An 18329-nucleotide genomic window follows, 5' to 3' on the forward strand; every position below is an offset into this window, starting at 1 on the left:
ACGGAGCGTCCCATGCCAAAGCAAAACAACACGACCGTCACGGTTGAATCGACAACGGAGATACTGAGCAACGCCACCCTGCTCGATCAGATCATGGCAGAAACCAGGTTGGTGCCCACTCAAGAGGGCTATCAAGTCGCTCGCCAAGGTGTATCTGCCTTTATTGCCGAAATCCTTAAAAGCCATGACCCAGATCAACTGATCAACAAACATCGCGTCGATCAAATGATTGCTGAGCTGGATCGAGTCCTCAGCAAACAGATGGATGCCATTCTGCATCAGCCTGAGTTCCAGCAACTTGAGTCAGCCTGGCGCAGCCTCAAACTTCTGGTCGACCGTACGGACTTTCGCGAGAACATCAAGCTTGAAGTGCTGCATGTCAGCAAGGAAGACTTGCTTGATGACTTCGAGAACGCGGCCGATATCACGTGCAGCGGAATGTATAAACACGTTTACACCGCAGGTTACGGCCAGTTTGGTGGCGAGCCAGTTGCGGCCATGGTCGGCAATTACAGCTTCGGCCCCTCTTCCCCCGATATCAAACTATTGAGCTACATGGCCTCTGTCGGTGCCATGTCGCATGCCCCATTCCTCGCCGCACCCTCCCCTGAGTTCTTCAACCTCAGCAGCTTTGAAGAGCTGCCCAACCTGAAGGAGATCAAGGACATCTTCGCCGGCCCACGGCATGCCAAGTGGCGCGCGTTTCGTGAAAGTGAGGATGCCCGCCATGTTGGGCTGACCGGACCGCGCTTCATGCTCCGCTCTGCCTATCATCCGCAAGACAATCCTGCCAAGAGCTATCACTACCGCGAGGAGATCGACGGGCGGCACGATAATTACCTGTGGGGCAGCTCAGCCTTCCTGCTGGCCAGCTGCATCAACGACAGCTTTGCCCGCTACCGCTGGTGCCCCAACATCATCGGCCCGCAATCGGGTGGTGCCGTCGAAGGCCTGCCGGTGCACCTGTACGAATCGCTGGGTCAGCTGCAGGCCAAGATTCCTACCGAAGTACTGATTTCCGACCGCAAGGAATTCGAGCTGGCCGAAGAGGGCTTTATCGCCCTGACCATGCGCAAGGACAGCGACAACGCCGCGTTCTTCTCAGCCAACTCGGTGCAGAAGCCGAAAAATTTCCCCAAGACACCCGAAGGCCTGCAAGCACAGACCAACTACAAGCTCGGCACCCAACTGCCCTACCTGTTCATCGTCAATCGCCTGGCCCACTACATCAAGGTGTTGCAGCGCGAGCAGATCGGCAGCTGGAAGGAGCGACGGGACCTTGAATCCGAACTCAACAAATGGATCAAGCAATACGTCGCCGACCAGGAGAACCCGACTGCAGATGTGCGCAGCCGTCGCCCGCTGCGTGCTGCAAATGTCGAGGTTTCCGACGTCGCAGGTGATCCGGGCTGGTACCAGGTGTCGCTCGCCGTGCGCCCGCACTTCAAGTACATGGGAGCGAATTTCGAAATCTCCCTGGTTGGTCGGCTTGATACCCAATGAGTGGCTTTTTCGATGGTTTGGTGACGAACCAGTTCGCAAGCCGGGTGCCGTCCGGGCAAGAGAACGCTACCCAGAAGTTCGCCGCCATCAAGCGCCACCTCGAAACGCTGCTCAACGCTCGCCAGGGTTGCTCACAGAGCAGCCCTGAGCTGGGCCTGCGCGACTTCAACGGGCACGACGTAAGCAGTGGCGACCTCCTGAAGCAAGTGAGCGCAGACATCCGCCGCACCATTCAGCGCTTTGAGCCACGTGTCCACGTGCGAACGCTCAAGGCAGTGCCCGATTGTCATGCCCCGTTGGAGCTGCATTTCAGGCTGGACTGCCACGTGCAGGTCAACAACCACACGGAGCAGCTGCAACTGGAGCTGCTGGTCAACGGCCATAACCGCCACACCCGCGTGAGGTGACCCATGTCACTAAAGGATCGATTCAGCGAAGAGTTGCGTTATCTCCATGAACTGGGGAACGACTTCGCTCAGGACAACCCACAACTTGCCCGGCTGCTCGGCAAGGGTGGTAGCGACCCGGATGTCCAACGCCTGATGGAAGCCTTTGCCTTCCTAACGGCTAAGCTGCGGTTGAAGCTGGAGGACGACCTGCCGGAGCTGACGCACCCGATGCTGCAGCTGCTGTGGCCCAATTACCTGCGGCCTCTGCCGAGCGCCACGATCATCCAGTTCACCCCGCGCAAGCAAGCGCTCAGCCAGTCGCAGCGCATTCCCAAGGGCTCGCGGTTGTTCTCCAACCCTGTGGATGGTGTGCCCTGCGAGTTTCGGACCTGCACGGCGGTGGACATCCATCCGTTCGAGATCGACGCAGTGAGTGCTACCCAGACACTCGACAGTTCAGTGGTTCGGCTCGACCTGAGAACCTTGGTCGAGCGGCCATTGAACACCTTGGGCTGTGCCAGTCTCGATTTTCATTTGAGCGGTGATACTCAAACTGCCCGCACCCTTTATCTGTGGATTGCGCAATACCTCAAACATGTCGAAGTGACGGTGAATGGCGAGGTCCGCCGGCTGACGGCCAGCAGCATCGTCCTCCCAGGCTTCAGCCCGGTTGAAGCCTTGCTGCCTTACCCACAGAATGTCTTCGACGGCTACCGGATTCTGCAGGAATACTTCATATTTCCCGAGCGTTTCCACTTCTTCAGCGTAGCCGGGCTGAAGAAAGTCTGGCCCGATCAGACGACTCAGCAGGTCAGCCTCGAATTTCACTTCACCCGACAGTTACCTGATTCGCTACGTGTCGGCAGAGCAGACTTCAGCCTGTTCTGCACCCCTGCGGTGAACCTGTTCAGTCACAGCGCCGAGCCTATCGACCTGTCCAACCAGTCCGGCCAGGCTGAGCTCACTCCCCGAGGTGAGGCGCGACACGCCTATGAAATCTTCAGTGTCGATCAGGTCATCAGCACCCGCACGACAACAGATGGCAGTACCGGTGAACACCTGCGAACCTTCCGACCCTTCGAGTCGTTCGCCCATGAGATCGAGCATGTGCAAGGGCGCACAGCGCTGTACTACCGCTACACGCTTGAAGAATCCCTGCGCGACGATAGCGTCACCCACCGCATCGCATTTGTCCGCGCAGACGCCAACGCCTACATCGGCGAGCTGGAAACTGCCTCCATCGACCTGACCTGCACCAACCGCGACCTGCCGCGGGCGTTGGCTATCGATGACATCAATGTGATTTCCGAGGTCACGCCGCCCCTGGCTACCTACACCAACATCTGTGCTCCAACCCGCCCCTATCGGCCGGTACTGGACGGCCAGTTGCAGTGGGCCCTGATCTCCAACATGTCGTTGAACTACCTGTCGCTGCTCTCTGCCGAGCCGCTTAAAGCGGTCATCAATGCCTATGACTTCGCCGCCCTGCATGACATCCAGCAAACCCGTATCACCCGCAAGCGCCTCGACGGCATCCGGCATGTTCAAACAGAACCCCTCGATTGGCTGATCAAGGGGCAGCCCATTCGCGGCCTGCGCACGCGGCTGAAGCTGGACCAAAGCGCATTCCTCTGCGAAGGCGACCTGTATCTGTTCGGTTGCGTGCTGGCCCACTTCTTCGCCCTGTACGCCAGCATCAATTCCTTCCACCAACTGGAAGTGATCAACACCACCAACAACGAGCACTACACATGGCCAATCCAGACCGGCAAACAACCGCTGATCTAGCCGACAAGCTGCTCGCCGAGGCGCACCAGTACAACTTCTATCAATTGCTGGAGCGCCTGCACGGCTTGCACGGGGATGACCTGGAACCGCGTTGGCCCGACCCCGCCATCCGACGGCGCGTGCGGCTTGCCAGCGACCCGCGGCTGACCTTTCCTGTGTCCGACGTGTACAAGGCCGAACGCATGCGTGAAGCGGAGGACCGCTATCACGTGTGCACCACCTTCATGGGCCTGCACGGCACTGACTCGCCCTTGCCAACCTATTACCTGGAAGAAGTGTCGTACGAGCATGCCCACGGCATTGGTATACGACCGGCGTTCTTCGACTTCTTCAATCACTACTTGCTCAGCCTGTTGCACCGCATCTGGCGCAAGTACCGCTATTACATCCGCTTTCAGCCGGGCGCGACCGATGGCTTCTCGCAGTACATTTTCGCCCTGCTCGGATTGAATGACAAACAACTGCGCGGCGACACGCCGCTGCCTTGGAGCCGGTTGCTCAGTTTCGCCGGGGTCATCGCCAGCCGCAGCCGTGCGCCGGGCACTGTCGCCGGCATCATCGCCCACTGTTTCGACTTGAAACAGGTGCACATCCGAGAGTTCGAAACCCGCTCGGTTCTCACCACGGCCAAGCAGCTGGTAAGCCTTGGCCGCAGCAACGGCGAGCTTGCCAGGTCGTTCATGGTCGGCAGCCGCACGCGAACCCGCAGCAGCAAGTTCACCATCGTGATCAGCGAACTCGATCAGGAACAGTTGCGTGACTTGTTGCCCAGTGGCCTCAATTTCAATCGCTTACGTGCACTGATCGATTTCCTGTTGCGAGACGGACTGGCCTATGACCTGGAGCTGCGTCTGAAGCAGAACGCGCTATCGCCCTTCTGCCTGCACCGTAGCCAGGGCGCCTACCTGGGCTGGACCAGCTTTGTCGATGACCGCCACGGCCAGATCAGCCCCGTCGTGCGGTTCCGGGGGCGCTCATGAGCACATTGATCTTGAGCATCACCAACCTTGATCAGTTGCAACACAACGTCACTGCCCGACATCGATTCGATTGCACAGGCGGCACCCTCGGCAGCGCCGGGGCCACCTGGCGGATCAACGATCGTGAGCAGACCGTTGCGCCGGTTCACTGCGAGATTCGCTGGATGGAGGGCAGCTTCTGCGTCATTGACCGCAGTCAGCGTACCTACCTGAACGACAGCCACGACAGCTTGGGATCGCTCGCCCCCAGGCGACTGCAGGACGGTGACCAACTGCGCATTGGCGCCTATCGACTACAGGTTCAACTTTCGCAGGCCGATGCACGTTCTCTGGAGGACTTGTTCAGTCCTGAACAGCGAACCCTTGATCACTGGCTACTGGAAGCGCCAGCCAACGCTTGGCGCCCCACTTCAGGCGCCAAGCACGTTGTCACAGACATCTGCTCGGCCTTCGCGCCAGGTATCGGCAACGATCCCTTGGCGGCACTGGACACAGTGACAGGGGCAGCCCAAAAGAGCCCGTTGGAACACCTGATTGCAGGAGAACGTCCATGACGCGACATTCATTAGTGGCCGGTCTGCTGATTGCACTGTTCGGGATTTCGGGTTGCAACTCCCTGAACAAAATCGGCCAAGTGGTCATGGATCCCTCGATACCCGTCGGAGCGCCCAAGGATCACCCTACCCAAGTGGCGTTCAGCATCAATGCCAGCCCAACACTCAATGGCAATCCGAACAGCGTTGTGATGGCGCCCGAGTTGGAGCCCGTCATCGAGCCCAACCCCTATGCCGTTAGCCTGAGCGCAGGTGATCCCTACGTGCTGACTGAAAAAGTCGGGGCTTTGTTCGAATACCTTCAGGAACACTTTCCAGCGATGTCGCCCGTTGATATGCCAGTGGAAGACGGCGAGGAGCCTGCGCGCTCCCCCCTGGAGGAAAATGCCCCCGGCAGCTACGACGATCCGACCGTTGCCCTGACCTTGCCGCGCACCACCACCCTGGCTGCCGAGCCCGTCGCCACGCCCATGGCCATCAAGATTCTGCAACTGCGCGACGATTCACTGCTGCGCAACAGTGTTTATGAGCTGCTGGACAAGGACCCTGCCGAGGCGCTGCGAAGCACCTACATCCGCGATGATGACTACTTGCTGCGCCCCGGCCAGTTCAAGTTCATCCCTTTTGTGCCCATCGAACCCGAAACGCGCTTCGTCGCGGTGATCGCCGACTACCGCAACCAGGAAAACGCTACCTGGAGCCAGGTGCTGCGCATTCCGCCCCGCGGCCACCAGATCATTCTATCGGTGTTGCTCAACGACACGCAGGTTCTGCTCAAGGAGGAGGACTGATGGCGCCTCTAACCCTGCCCTTATCGCTTACTCACGCTGACATGGAGCGCTCATGAGTTCACGTAATCCCGTCTTGTGGCCTGAAGGCCTATTCGTCAAACCGCAGCATTTTCAGCAGGCTGCCCGTGCCGCCGAAGCAGCGTTGCATCAGCGCCTTTGCACCCTGAACGCTGCCTTCTATGGCTTCAGCGAACTACAGTTGAACGACGAGTACCTGAGCCTGGGCAAGATCGCCATCACCCGCGCGCGCGGCATCATGCCGGACGGCACGGTGTTCGATATCCCTGCTGACCTGCCGCCACCTCCACCGTTGGAAGTCGAGGACGACGGCGCCAAAGACAGCGAGATCTTTCTGTGCCTGCCACTGCGTACCGAAGGTGGCCGCGAGGTGAGCTGGCCCGACAATGCCGCCAACTTCCGCTACCGCGCACAGGCAGAGGAAATCAAGGACACGCACAGCGCCGACGGCGACCTGGTGCAGGTTGACCTGGCAGTGCCAAACCTGCAGCTCAAACGCAAGACTGACGATAGTAGCGCTTACACACGGCTGGCTCTGGCACGCATATTGGAACGCCGCCCGGATGGGAGTCTACAACTGGATGAGGGCTTCTATCCCACCAGCGTTTCAGTACGTGCCGTACCCGCGCTGCAACGCTTCCTGGAGGAAATCACCAACTCCCTGCGCGAGCGGGCGCGCAACCTCGCCGCCCGTATTGGTGCCTCAGGGCAATCCGGCATCGCGGACATCCGCGACTTCAACCTGCTGCAGGCCATGAACCGCTGGTGGCCATGCTTCCAGCATCTGGCCAGGCAGGGTCAGACCCACCCTGAGCAACTGTACCTGTGCATGAGCCAGGCCTGTGGCGAGTTCGTCACCTTCACCGACGAGACCCGCCTGCCGCAGGAATATCCCGCCTATCACCACACCGCGCTGCGCACGTCGTTCAAGCCCTTGGAAGACACCCTTCGCCGGGCACTGAGCACGGTACTGCAACCTCGGGCGGTTTCGCTGCCATTGGAGACGCTGGAGTTTGGGGTGATGACCACCACACTGGAAGATCGTCGCCTGATCGACCAAGCCGATTTCATCCTGGCCGTGCGCGCCAATTTGCCACCGCAAACGTTGCGCCAGATGTTTGTGCAAAAGGCCAAAGTCGTTTCGCTGGAATCGTTGAACGAGGTCGTGCCGCTGCAACTGCCCGGTATTCCACTGGTGCCGCTGCCCGTGGCGCCGCGGGATCTGCCTTTCCATGCGGGCTTCACCTACTTCGAGCTGGACCGCCGCGACCCGACCTGGGCGGCCATGAAGGCCTCCAATGGCTTCGGTATTCATGTCGCAGGCGAGTTCCCTGGACTTGAACTGCAGTTCTGGGCGATCAGGAGTGAATGACATGGTAGATAACAAAACCTTCCCCACTGATGCTGCACAGATTGAAAGCAAAAAACTGCAGACGATGATTGAGGAGTCCTTGTCCGGCGACTCACCCGCACCCGCAGAAGCTGGAGATTCCGATCAGAAAACCAAGTCAGAGCCTGTTTATGCAGGCTACGCAGCTGACCCGGACTTCCAACTGCGCGGCGGTTACGAAAACCTGATGCTGGATGCCGCTGCCCCGCTGTTCGGCCTGGTGATACGTCTGCGCACCCTGGATGCGTTGCCCAATATCAAGGACGTACACCAGCAAGTACGCAACCAGATCGACAATATTCGCGAGGAGATACGCCAGCACGGCTACGAACCCACTCAGTTGCTGGCGTACTCCTACGGCCTGTGCCTCTTCATCGATGAAGCAGTCATGGACAGGCCCTGGGGCAAGGCCAGTTGCTGGAGTCAGGAACCCCTGCTCAGCATCTTCCACGACGAAACCTGGGGTGGGGAGAAAATCTTCACTGTGCTCTCGCGCCTGATGCAGGAGCCCGAGCGCTACCAGGACGTGCTCGAGTTCATGTACTTCGCGCTGTGCCTGGGCCTGAAGGGCAAGTACGCCATCGCGCCGAAAGGCGAAGAGTCACTGAATGGGCTTATTCACCAACTTCACGGGATCATCCGCGAATTGCGCGGCCCCGTGCCGGAGTCGGTCGGCGATCCCTATACCAACGTGGCCCCCCGCAATTTCCGCATGAACCGGCAATGGCCGTGGTGGAGCCCGCTGGCTATCTCCGCACTGGTCATGGCGGTGGCCTACGGGATCTACAGCTATCGCTTGCACCTGATCACAACCGAAGTGCTGGAGTCGCTGAACGGCATTTTGCAGCAGTAGCCAACCGTGACAAAGCACCACTGAATTCAACGAATTAGCGAGGTTTTTGCCTCGCTGACAAGCCCATCGCTTCCGATGGCCACGCCACCCGTGGTGCGCGTGCTTTACCCACATGGACGCAGGAGTAACTGCCATGCCAACACCCGCTTACATCAAGATCGAAGGCCAGACCCAAGGCAACATCACCGCAGGCGCCTTCACCCCAGAATCCGTCGGCAACGTTTACCAGGAAGGCCATGAAGATGAAATTCTGGTGCAGGAAATCAAGCACCAGGTCACCGTCCCCGCCGACCCGCAAAGCGGTCAACCGACGGGGCAACGGCAACACAAGCCCTTCATTTTCACCAGCTCGCTGAACAAGGCCACGCCACTGATGTACCAAGCGCTGGTCAATGGCGAAAAGCTGCCAACGGTTGAAGTCAGCTGGTACCGCACCTCGCAAGAGGGCAAGCAGCAGCACTTCTTCACCACCAAGCTGGAAGACGCCATCATCGTCGATATCAACACCGTGCTACCCCACGCTCAGAATGCGGAGAACGCGAACTACACCCAGCTGGTGGAGGTGGCGATGACGTATCGCAAGATCACCTGGAAACACGTAGAGGCGGGTACCGAAGGCTCTGACGACTGGCGCAAACCGATCGCCTGATCTCACTCAAATGCCCCAGGCAGGCGTGCTCTGCCTGGGCTTTTCAAATATTCAGACGGCGGACAAGGATCTTGTATGCCTAGCCAATCTGACTTGCGTTACAGCTTCCAGCCGCTGGTTGGCGAAGCTGAATTCGAAGTGGTGTCGTTCGAACTCCGAGAAGGGATCAGCACACCTTTCGAACTGGAGCTGAAGTTGATCAGCTTCGAAAACGATATCGATTTCGGCCACCTGCTCGACAAACCCGTGCTCTTCACCATCTGGGAAGCGGAACGCCCGGTGCGTTACGTGCACGGTCTGGTCAGTCGTTTCAGCCAGGCGGAAAGTGGCTTCTACCGCACCTACTATGACGCGCTGATCGAGCCACAGCTGGCCCGCGCCAACCTGCGTTCGAACTGGCGCATCTTCCAGCACAAGACCGTGCCGCAAATTCTTGAGCTGATGCTCCAGCGCCAAGGTATCAACCAGTACGAACTGCGCGCCAGCATGGACCATCAGGTCCGCGAGTTCTGCGTTCAGGCCGGCGAGACGGACCTGGCGTTCATCGCCCGCCTGGCGGCTGAAGAAGGCTTCGTCTACCGCTTCGCGCACAGTGAAAAGCTGCATAAGCTGATCATCACCGATCGGCTGCAGTCCTTCGGCCTGATCAGCCATGGTGCCATCAAGGCCGAAGATGAAGACGAAGGCTTCTACGATGACAACGAGCCTGTAGGCCCTGACAGCGTGCTGTACCACGCCGACAGCGGCGGCGATCAAGCCACGCCTTGCCTTCGCCGCTTGCGCTACAGCGAGCAGGTGCGTACTGCCCGCCAAGTGCAGCGCGACTACACCTTTACCAACCCTGCCTACCGCCAGGAGCACAGAGCCGCCGGCCCCTTCCTGGACCATCAGTCCAAAGAGTACGAATACTTCGATTACCCAGGCCGCTATAAACGCGATGCCGTGGGCAAGCCGTTCACTGAAAACCGCATCACAGCGCTGCGCCATGATGTACGTATTGCCGAGGTCCAGGGCGATGACGTGCGCCTACAGCCGGGTCTTAGCTTCACCCTGACCGGCCATCCGCGTAAAGACCTCAATGCGCACTGGCGGGTGAGCACGGTCATCCATAAAGGCACCCAGTTCACCAGCCTGCAGGAAGAAGCCGCCGACGTCGATGCAAGCACGCACTACGAGCAGACCGCCGTGCTGGTCCCCGGTCGGACCGAATGGCGCCCTGCGCCATTGGAAAAACCGCGAATCGACGGCCCACACATGGCCACCGTCGTCGGCCCACCGGGCGAAGAGATCTATTGCGATGAATGGGGCCGGGTAAAAGTCAGTTTCCCCTGGGACCGCGAAAGCCAGAACAACGAGTTCAGTTCCTGCTGGCTGCGCGTATCTCAAAGCTGGGCCGGTGGCAGCTGGGGCTCGATGGCCATCCCGCGCATCGGCCAGGACGTGATCATCCAGTACGTCAATGGTGACCCCGACCAGCCGATGATCACCGGGCGCACCTACTGCGGTGACCAACTGCCGCCCTACGACCTGCCCGATCACAAAACGCGCATGACCATCAAGAGCCAGACCCACAAGGGCGATGGATTTAACGAGCTGCGGTTCGAAGATGAGTTGGGCAAGGAGGAGGTGTTCGTTCACGCCCAGAAAGATCAGAACACCTTGGTCAATAACAACCAGTCCCTCTCCGTGGGCGTCGATCGTACACACCAGATTGGCCAGGACGAATCGGTCGCCATCGGCCGCAACCGACTGCGCGCCGTAAAAGCCAACGACACCTTGAAAGTAGGTGGCGGCAAGAACGACCTCATCGCGGGCGACTACGAAGTCGAAGCAGGCAACACCCTGCGCCTCAAGTGCGGCAAGACCCTGATCGAGATGCAGGCCAATGGCACGCTGAACATCAGCTGCGAGACCTTCAACATCACTGCACAGCAGACCGGGCAGATCAACACCTTGGCGGCAAAGCTAGACCTCAACCCCACTGGCGGTTCGGCAGGCGCGGGAGCAAACGGGCGCGACAGCGGCTCTATCGAGGCCGACGTGGATGGGCATTTCGAATAGCGCTCTCGCTGTCGCCCAGCATTGAACTGAAAAGGACTCCCCGAAATGACCGAATACTTGACGCACGATGTGATCCTCAATCTGGGTGACGAAGCCCCCGAGGATCTGACGCTGAACATGCTGCGCTTTGCCAGCAGGCAAACCACGTTGGTGATAGCGCGTAGCCCTGTCGAAAACAACAAGACCCTGGACGAGGCCCTAGACGACCAACTGAAGATATTACGCAAGAAATCACAGGCGATGACCCTCACCCCCGCGCAGGTGACTCGCCTTGGAAGAAATGAGCATCACGTGGACGGGCGGGAAATGGCGATTCAAATGATGGTCGGCGACAAGCCCCACTACCAGCTTCAGGCGGCCTGCCTGGTTCCGGGGCAGCAACGGATGCTGGTGCTCAACTACAGCAAGCCCGGGCCTTTGAGTGACGACGATATCAGCCACTGGCGCGCTATCAAAGGCGAGCTCCGCTTTGCCTGAACCTCTCCACGGTTCAAGACAAGGACTTTCGGATAGCTAGGAGCTACAGCCAATGGCGCAGACCGTTCATGCCGCCCGGATGGGCGACGCAATTCTTCATCCATCGCTTGCCGCCGAAATGCTCAGCGCGGTTGCCGAGGCCGTGATCTATGCTGCGGCCACCGCAGCGGTAGCCGCCGCCATCAGCTTGGCCGTTGTCGGCACCGTAGCTACGGGCGGTGCGGCGGGGTTCGCCATCGCTGCGGTCGCAGGTGTGGCCGTCGGTGCGATGAGCACCCTTACCGTCGGCGAAGACCAGACTATCGGCGATGCCATTTCCAGCTTTTGCGACAGCCTCGGTAACAGCGTGGACGCCCCTGATCCCTACGGAAAAATCGAGAGTGGGTCAGGCAATGTTTTCATTAACAGCGAGCCCGCTGCTCGCGCGGCCGGCACCACCGGCCCACCTGGAGGCGGCGCAGCCGATGCTGATCAAGAGGAACCCTCCATCCTGGAGAACGTCGGTGCCATGGCAATGGCCGCCGTTCCTTATATGCTCCCGTTCGTGGGGCTGGGTATGGCCATACGTGACATCTTCAACCCGCCAGTGACGACACCGGCCGCCCCGGGTTCAGAGCCCGAGGAAGAGGACAAGATCAGCTGTTCCCGCCACACGCCACTGCCCGACAACTTCATTGCGCAGGGCTCGGACAAGGTATTCATCAATGGCCAGCCCGCAGCGCGCTCAGGTGATAAAACCACCTGCGATGCCACGATTGATGTCAATGAAAACGTATCACCCAATGTACGCATCGGCGGCGGTACGGCGACGGTCCGGGATATTCGCAACGGCAAGAGCAAGATTGCGATGTTCACGGGAATCATTGCGGGGATACTCATCTCCCGAAGGTTTGGGCGCACCAAAGGATGCACAGTAGGGAATCCGGTTGCCGTTGCGACGGGGAGCAAGCTGCAGGAGGGCCCGGAGGACATCGATTTCAGCCTCCCAGGTTTGCTGGGCATCCAATGGGCGCGGCGCTACGACAGCAAAGACATGCGTGCTGAAGGCCTATTCGGGATGGGCTGGAGTATTCCCTATGAGGTGGAGTTAGCTCGCGTTCCACATCCACAAGGCGGAGAGCTATGGATCTACATCGACAACGCCGGTAACCGACTGGAACTGGGACGCATCAGTGCCGGTGACGCTTTCGTCAGTGTAGTGGACGGCTTGGCCTTCTTTCAGCTGGAGGACGGTCAGACCGTTGTCGAAGATATCAATGAAGGGCTTTATCGGGTCTTCGATACCGACCCGCTGAACCCGAAACGCTCACGGCTGATCAGGCTCGGCGACCGCAACCTCAATTGCATAGACCTGCTGTACGACGAACAGGGGCGCCTGAAAGCCCTCTATGACAACTACGGCCAAACGGTCGTGCAGCTTCATTATGACGCCAGGCATTCCCGACGGGTCAGAGACATATCGCGGGTGTTCCTGAAGGGCGGCGGAACACCGACTGTAGAACACAGCGAACTGCTGGTTAGCTATCGCTACACCGACAGCGGGCAACTGCACGAGGTACTGGATGCGACGGAGCAACGGGTCCGCCGCTTCACTTACACCCCCGAGGGCTATCTCAATAGCCATCAACTGGCTAGCGGTGCTGTCCGTGAATACGAATGGGCTCGCTTCGACACTCCCTCAAAGCGCCCTACTCCCAAGCGCTTAGACGGTACGCCCTACCGCTTGCCACCGCTTCTGGAACCCCAACCCGATCACGAGTGGCGGGTGATTCGCCACTGGGGCAGCGATGGAGAAGAGTACCGGTTCGAGTACAACCTGGAAGACGGCGAAACCCTCGTCACGGACAACCTCAACCGTCGTGATCACTACTACTGGGGCCCACTGTACGAGGTCTACAAACACATCGATCCGCTCGGCAATTGCTGGCAAGAGGAGACCGTCGCCGGCCAACTGCTGAAAAGCATCGACCCACAAGGAGGCGAATGGCGCTACAGCTATGATGATATCGGTCGCCTGATCGAAACCCGCGACCCCCTCGGCCGCAGCGAACACATCAAATACTTGCGACATTGGGCATTGCCGGTCCAGGTCACCGATACAGGCGGGCGGACTCGGCAATACGGCTATGACAACCACGGCAACCTGCTTTGGCAGCAGGACCCGCTGGGCCGCAAAACACACTATCAGTACAACCCGGAAGGCCGCGTTACCCAGGTCACCGATGCCCTCGAAAAGAACAAGTACCTGAGCTGGAACACCTGCGGTCAGTTGCTCAGCTACCGCGACTGCAGCAATGCCCAGACGCTATATCACTACGACGCCCATGGCCGCTTGCGCGAAAGCATCAACGCCCGGGGCGAACATACCCACTTTCGCTATGACGCACGTGGTTATCTGGTAGAAAGCGAACGCCCGGACGGTCGCATTGATCGCTATGAAATTGACGTCGCTGGTCAACTGACGCGCTACATCGACCCTGCGCAAAAAAGCCTGCAGTTCCGTTACAACCGCAGCGGCCGGTTAGTCGAGCGTACGGACGCCATGGGTTACAGCGTCAAGTTCCGCTACGACGCCTATGGTCGGTTACTGCAACTCACCAACGAGAATGGCGAGTCATACCGCTTCGGTTGGGATGAACTGGACCGGCTGGTCGCGCAACAGGACCTGGATGGCAGTGGCCGCCTCTATGCCTACAACTTGCTGGATGAGGTCACTCGTCTTACCCATGTGCCCTCGCCTGACGAACAGCCGCCCCTGTCCGACAACGCTCCGCCGACACGCCCGACCGCCATCCGCCATGACTTCGAGCGCGACGCAATCGGCCGTCTTCTCAGCAAGCGCACTGAAGATGGCACCACCGACTACCGCTACGACGCTGCCGACAATCTGCTGTCCATCACCTTCACGGACAACAAAGGAGAACAACAGCAACTCGACTACACCTACGACGCCAACGGGCAATTGCTCAGCGAAACCAACAGCGCTGGCCTGCTGCAGTACCGCTATGACGAGCTGGGCAACCTGCAGACGCTGGTCCTGCCCGACCAGCGCGAACTCAACCACCTGTACTACGGCAGCGGGCACCTGCACCAGATCAACCTCAACGGCCGGGTCATCAGTGATTTCGAGCGCGATGCGGTGCATGACGAAGTCCTGCGCACTCAAGGCAAGCTGGTCACGCGCACGCACTACGACAGCAGCGGTCGCCTGGCCGGCAAGGCCATCCATTACCGCGACGCCCCTGTTGAAGTGCTGCCGCTGCTGGACAAGGCCTATCGCTACGATGCCAGCGACAACCTGGTTGCCGAGGTACTGACCCAGACCCAGCGCCGTGGCATGACCAACGCTGCCAACGATGAGAGCGCGCATCTCGAACGGATCATCGGGTGCTTCAATGTAAGCGCTCCATGAACCCCACATTCAAAGCGCTCAGCTGAGCGCTTTGAATGTGGGGTTCATGGAGCGCTTACCTTTGGTCGACCATGCCCGCAGGGCACCATCCGCGGACTGGAACATGAGCTCGACGTTACGCGGTTCGAGCGCAACGCCGGCATCGACACGCACCTGCCCGTTGGCAACAACCGCAGCGAACGCGTAGACCACAACGAAACCATTTCCATTGGTGACCCCCGTACCGAAGACGTTGGCAAGAACGAAACCATCAGCATCGGCGCCAACCGCAGTGTGACCATCGGTGCGAACAAGACCGAAACCATCGTGCTTGCCAAGGCGGAGACGATCGGACTGGCGAAGGCGTTGACCATTGGGGCGGGGTATCAGGTCAGTGTCGGCGCGGCCATGAACACGACGGTTGGCCTCAGCCAAAGCGAACAGGTCGGCATCCACAAGTCCGTGATCGTCGGCAACCGCTTCAACATCACCGCAGGCGACGAGCTGAGTATCACGGTGGGCAAATCCACGTTGGTCATGAAGTCCGATGGGACCACCTTGCCAAAGATGGGCAAAGCACTCAGCTACGTATTTGAGGCGTGCAATTCCACGGTAGCAGCGCTTCGTAGTCTTCAACTGAAGACGCATGCGGCAGGCATTCCAGTGCGTGGCGCAGCCACGCATAGGGCTCTTGACCGTTGGCTTTGGCGGTTTCGACCAGACTGTAAAGTTGTGCGCTGGCTGTAGCGCCTTTGGGCGTGTCACTGAAAAGCCAGTTCTTTCTGCCAATGACAAACGGCCGGATGGCACGTTCGGCTGTGTTGTTGTGGATAGGCAAGTAGCGGTGCTCAACGTAGCGTTCCAACTTGCTCCAGTTGCTGGCCAGATAGCTGATGGCTTTACCCAACGCATTCTGGGTCGTGAACTGTGGCTGCGTTTTCTCTATCCAGTTTTTCAACTGGGCCAGCACCGGTTGGCTACGCGCCTGGCGGGTCAGCTTGCGATCTTCATCGCTGCCGTCCTTAAGGTCGCGCTCGATACCATAAAGCTTGTTGATCAAATTCAGTGCGATGTCTGCCCGCCCGGTTTTGCCCTTGGGTTGCACTTTCTGTGCTTCAACGAACTTGCGCCGTGCGTGCGCCCAGCAGCCCAATCGCTCCACGCCGTCCTATGCGGCCAGCGCGTTGTAACCGGCGTAGTCGTAGGTCATGACATAGCCGCGGTAATCTCCTGAAACCATTAGTTCCTCCGGCGTCGGAATATCCTTACACAAAGCTCATAAAGCTAAACAACTCCACGAAAAACAAAGCCATGGTGGTTTACCAAGAAAAATCCTTCAAATTATTTCGTCGCTTGCATTTCCGTTCGGCAACCCCTAACACTAACCTCATCACCCGATGGAGATTAACCATGTCCCGCCTCGCCGAGTTCCGCGCCCTCGAACGACTACTCGCGACCAAAAAGTCCGAACTCTCATTCATAAAAATCGACCCGCGCCTCATCCGCGAATTCGAATTCGAAAGCAAACTCCACAACCTGCTTGCCGAATATCAGTTCAATCTATCGAACATACTGGCCATCATCGAGAGTGAAATCGCGAACCAGGATTACGGTGTCTATCAACAACCGCCCCCTGTCGTATCGCCCGCACGTTACAGGGCTCGGCAAAGCAAATACTACATAAACCCTCATACCGGGGAGGAAGTAGAAGCAAAAAGCACCCTGCACAAAACCGTAAGGTTGTGGATCAAGCAGTATGGCCGTGCCGAGGTCGAAAGCTGGGCAACTGCATGGTCGGTGTGCACCCACAAACCTGGCCTGTAGCCATGCTGTGCAGCACAGCCTGCCCTTCCCTGCTTGGACTGCGCCCATCAAGCAACAAGGGTGAAAGCCTTCTACCCGTTAATGACGTGAATCCCTGCCGCGCCCACAGGGCAACGCAACCGTTCGGTAACCGAACAGTAGCCCATCTCTCGAATTGACGCTGCCGCCTTCACTGCGCACCATGCACCGGCCTTGCGTGCCCCCTGCCTTGGACTTGGTCACGCACCTGTAGTACCGCAGCTGAATACAATTTCAAGAAACGAGCAGTTTATGAACCACACCAAGACCACCCCCGCCGCGCCCCGGATGCACCAGGGTTCGATTGGCGACAAGCTTCGCGGCGCCTTCGGCGTCGGCAAGACCCGTTGGGGCATGCTTGCCCTGGTGTTCTTCGCCACCACCCTGAACTACATCGACCGCGCCGCCCTTGGCATCATGCAGCCCGTGCTGGCCAAGGAGATGAGCTGGACGGCGATGGACTACGCCAACATCAACTTCTGGTTCCAGGTCGGCTATGCCATCGGCTTTCTGCTGCAGGGCCGGCTGATCGACAAGGTTGGGGTTAAACGCGCCTTCTTCTTCGCCGTACTGCTGTGGAGCCTGGCCACTGGCGCCCATGGCCTGGCCACTTCAGCGGCGGGCTTCATGGTCTGCCGTTTCATCCTGGGCCTGACCGAGGCCGCCAACTACCCGGCCTGTGTGAAGACCGTGCGGTTGTGGTTCCCGGCGGGTGAGCGGGCCATCGCTACCGGCCTGTTCAACGCCGGCACCAACGTCGGCGCCATGGTCACCCCGGCCCTGCTGCCGCTGATCCTCGCCGTGTGGGGCTGGCAGGCCGCGTTCATCGCCATGGGCTGCCTGGGCCTGGTGTGGGTGGTGTTGTGGGTGCTGAAGTACTACAACCCTGAAGACCACCCCAGCGTGCGCCAGAGCGAGGTGCAGTACATCCAGCAGGACGATGAACCCGAGCCTACCCGCGTGCCGTTCAGCCGTATCCTGCGCCTGCGTGGCACCTGGGCGTTTGCGGTGGCCTATGCGATCACTGCGCCGGTATTCTGGTTCTACCTGTACTGGCTGCCGCCGTTTCTGAACCAGCAATACAGCCTGGGCATCAATGTGACCCAGATGGGCATCCCGCTGATCATCATCTGGCTGACGGCGGACTTTGGCAGCATCGGCGGCGGCATCCTGTCGTCCTGGCTGATCGGCCGTGGCGTGCGGGCCACCACCGCACGGCTGGTGTCGATGCTGATCTTTGCCTGCACCATGGTCAGCGTCGTCTTTGCCGCCAACGCAAGTGGCCTGTGGGTCGCAGTGGCCGCCATCTCGCTGGCGGTCGGCGCGCATCAGGCTTGGACAGCGAATATCTGGAGCCTGGTGATGGACTACACGCCCAAGCACCTGGTGAGCACGGTGTTCGGCTTCGGCAGCATGTGCGCGGCGATTGGCGGGATGTTCATGACGCAGATCGTCGGCAGCGTGCTGACCGCCACCAACAACAACTATGCCGTGTTGTTCACGATGATTCCGGCCATGTATTTCCTGGCGCTGGTGTGGATGTACTTCATGGCACCACGCAAGGTCGAGAGCGCCTGAGGGCGCTAGCCACTTACCTCTACGGGGCCCTTGCGGGCCCTTTTTTTGGTCTGCTGATCAGACCG

14 protein-coding genes and 2 pseudogenes are annotated in these 18329 nt (G+C 59.3%); 15 read left to right on the forward strand and 1 reads right to left on the reverse strand.

The genetic code is table 11. From position 1 onward, the window contains the following. Positions 1–12 precede the first annotated feature (12 nt). From tssC to SB765_RS16370, 13 genes and pseudogenes are all read left to right on the forward strand, one after another. Positions 13–1503, forward strand: a complete 1491-nt coding sequence (tssC, locus tag SB765_RS16310) for a type VI secretion system contractile sheath large subunit (protein WP_341796002.1) — start codon at positions 13–15, stop codon at positions 1501–1503. Beyond that, positions 1500–1910, forward strand: a complete 411-nt coding sequence (tssE, locus tag SB765_RS16315; protein WP_341796003.1) for a type VI secretion system baseplate subunit TssE — start codon at positions 1500–1502, stop codon at positions 1908–1910. The genes tssC and tssE overlap by 4 nt, the downstream gene beginning before the upstream one ends. Before the next feature lie 3 nt (positions 1911–1913). Beyond that, positions 1914–3680 carry a type VI secretion system baseplate subunit TssF gene (tssF, locus tag SB765_RS16320; RefSeq protein ID WP_341796004.1) on the forward strand — a complete coding sequence of 589 codons (1767 nt, stop codon included), beginning with the start codon at positions 1914–1916 and terminating at the stop codon, positions 3678–3680. Next, positions 3644–4660, forward strand: a complete 1017-nt coding sequence (tssG, locus tag SB765_RS16325; protein WP_410931591.1) for a type VI secretion system baseplate subunit TssG — start codon at positions 3644–3646, stop codon at positions 4658–4660. Before tssF ends, tssG begins: the two co-directional genes overlap by 37 nt. Further along, positions 4657–5214, forward strand: a complete 558-nt coding sequence (locus tag SB765_RS16330) for an FHA domain-containing protein (RefSeq protein ID WP_410931592.1) — start codon at positions 4657–4659, stop codon at positions 5212–5214. Before tssG ends, SB765_RS16330 begins: the two co-directional genes overlap by 4 nt. Further along, positions 5211–6005, forward strand: coding sequence for a type VI secretion system lipoprotein TssJ (tssJ, locus tag SB765_RS16335; protein WP_341796007.1), 795 nt, complete (start codon positions 5211–5213; stop codon positions 6003–6005). The genes SB765_RS16330 and tssJ overlap by 4 nt, the downstream gene beginning before the upstream one ends. A gap of 52 nt (positions 6006–6057) precedes the next feature. Next, a complete protein-coding gene (tssK, locus tag SB765_RS16340; RefSeq protein ID WP_341796008.1) occupies positions 6058–7395 on the forward strand; it encodes a type VI secretion system baseplate subunit TssK in 1338 nt (445 codons plus the stop codon). Position 7396: 1 nt separating this feature from the next. Further along, positions 7397–8266 (forward strand): type IVB secretion system protein IcmH/DotU, encoded by an 870-nt coding sequence (gene icmH, locus SB765_RS16345; RefSeq protein ID WP_410931593.1) that lies wholly within the window; start codon positions 7397–7399, stop codon positions 8264–8266. A 133-nt stretch (positions 8267–8399) separates the two neighbouring features. Next, positions 8400–8915, forward strand: coding sequence for an Hcp family type VI secretion system effector (locus tag SB765_RS16350; protein WP_341796010.1), 516 nt, complete (start codon positions 8400–8402; stop codon positions 8913–8915). A gap of 75 nt (positions 8916–8990) precedes the next feature. Next, on the forward strand, positions 8991–10976 hold the full coding sequence (locus SB765_RS16355) for a type VI secretion system Vgr family protein (protein ID WP_410931594.1): 1986 nt from the start codon (positions 8991–8993) through the stop codon (positions 10974–10976). 45 nt (positions 10977–11021) lie between these two features. Beyond that, positions 11022–11453, forward strand: a complete 432-nt coding sequence (locus SB765_RS16360) for a DcrB-related protein (protein ID WP_410931595.1) — start codon at positions 11022–11024, stop codon at positions 11451–11453. A 52-nt stretch (positions 11454–11505) separates the two neighbouring features. After that, a complete protein-coding gene (locus tag SB765_RS16365; protein ID WP_410931596.1) occupies positions 11506–14865 on the forward strand; it encodes a DUF6531 domain-containing protein in 3360 nt (1119 codons plus the stop codon). Positions 14866–15066: 201 nt separating this feature from the next. Next, a pseudogene (locus SB765_RS16370) lies at positions 15067–15159 on the forward strand (VgrG protein); the annotation flags it as partial. Positions 15160–15424: 265 nt separating this feature from the next. Here SB765_RS16370 and tnpC read toward each other — a convergent pair. Continuing rightward, positions 15425–16069, reverse strand: a pseudogene (gene tnpC / locus SB765_RS16375) (IS66 family transposase); the annotation flags it as partial. A gap of 185 nt (positions 16070–16254) precedes the next feature. Here tnpC and SB765_RS16380 point away from each other — a divergent pair. Continuing rightward, the gene (locus SB765_RS16380; protein ID WP_341798331.1) at positions 16255–16668 is read left to right on the forward strand and encodes a histone-like nucleoid-structuring protein, MvaT/MvaU family; all 414 of its coding nucleotides are present in this window, start codon (positions 16255–16257) and stop codon (positions 16666–16668) included. A 306-nt stretch (positions 16669–16974) separates the two neighbouring features. Further along, on the forward strand, positions 16975–18264 hold the full coding sequence (locus SB765_RS16385) for an MFS transporter (RefSeq protein WP_371855216.1): 1290 nt from the start codon (positions 16975–16977) through the stop codon (positions 18262–18264). Positions 18265–18329 lie beyond the last annotated feature (65 nt).

This window comes from Pseudomonas sp. SIMBA_067, assembly GCF_046534675.1.
In the GTDB taxonomy this organism is placed as follows: domain Bacteria; phylum Pseudomonadota; class Gammaproteobacteria; order Pseudomonadales; family Pseudomonadaceae; genus Aquipseudomonas; species Aquipseudomonas putida.

What these genes read in the sequence shown, in the direction of transcription:
- tssC (WP_341796002.1), top strand. Translation starts at nt 13, where the DNA reads ATGCCAAAGCAAAACAACACGACCGTCACGGTTGAATCGACAACGGAG.
- tssE (WP_341796003.1), top strand. Translation starts at nt 1,500, where the DNA reads ATGAGTGGCTTTTTCGATGGTTTGGTGACGAACCAGTTCGCAAGCCGG.
- tssF (WP_341796004.1), top strand. Translation starts at nt 1,914, where the DNA reads ATGTCACTAAAGGATCGATTCAGCGAAGAGTTGCGTTATCTCCATGAA.
- tssG (WP_410931591.1), top strand. Translation starts at nt 3,644, where the DNA reads ATGGCCAATCCAGACCGGCAAACAACCGCTGATCTAGCCGACAAGCTG.
- SB765_RS16330 (WP_410931592.1), top strand. Translation starts at nt 4,657, where the DNA reads ATGAGCACATTGATCTTGAGCATCACCAACCTTGATCAGTTGCAACAC.
- tssJ (WP_341796007.1), top strand. Translation starts at nt 5,211, where the DNA reads ATGACGCGACATTCATTAGTGGCCGGTCTGCTGATTGCACTGTTCGGG.
- tssK (WP_341796008.1), top strand. Translation starts at nt 6,058, where the DNA reads ATGAGTTCACGTAATCCCGTCTTGTGGCCTGAAGGCCTATTCGTCAAA.
- icmH (WP_410931593.1), top strand. Translation starts at nt 7,397, where the DNA reads ATGGTAGATAACAAAACCTTCCCCACTGATGCTGCACAGATTGAAAGC.
- SB765_RS16350 (WP_341796010.1), top strand. Translation starts at nt 8,400, where the DNA reads ATGCCAACACCCGCTTACATCAAGATCGAAGGCCAGACCCAAGGCAAC.
- SB765_RS16355 (WP_410931594.1), top strand. Translation starts at nt 8,991, where the DNA reads ATGCCTAGCCAATCTGACTTGCGTTACAGCTTCCAGCCGCTGGTTGGC.
- SB765_RS16360 (WP_410931595.1), top strand. Translation starts at nt 11,022, where the DNA reads ATGACCGAATACTTGACGCACGATGTGATCCTCAATCTGGGTGACGAA.
- SB765_RS16365 (WP_410931596.1), top strand. Translation starts at nt 11,506, where the DNA reads ATGGCGCAGACCGTTCATGCCGCCCGGATGGGCGACGCAATTCTTCAT.
- SB765_RS16380 (WP_341798331.1), top strand. Translation starts at nt 16,255, where the DNA reads ATGTCCCGCCTCGCCGAGTTCCGCGCCCTCGAACGACTACTCGCGACC.
- SB765_RS16385 (WP_371855216.1), top strand. Translation starts at nt 16,975, where the DNA reads ATGCACCAGGGTTCGATTGGCGACAAGCTTCGCGGCGCCTTCGGCGTC.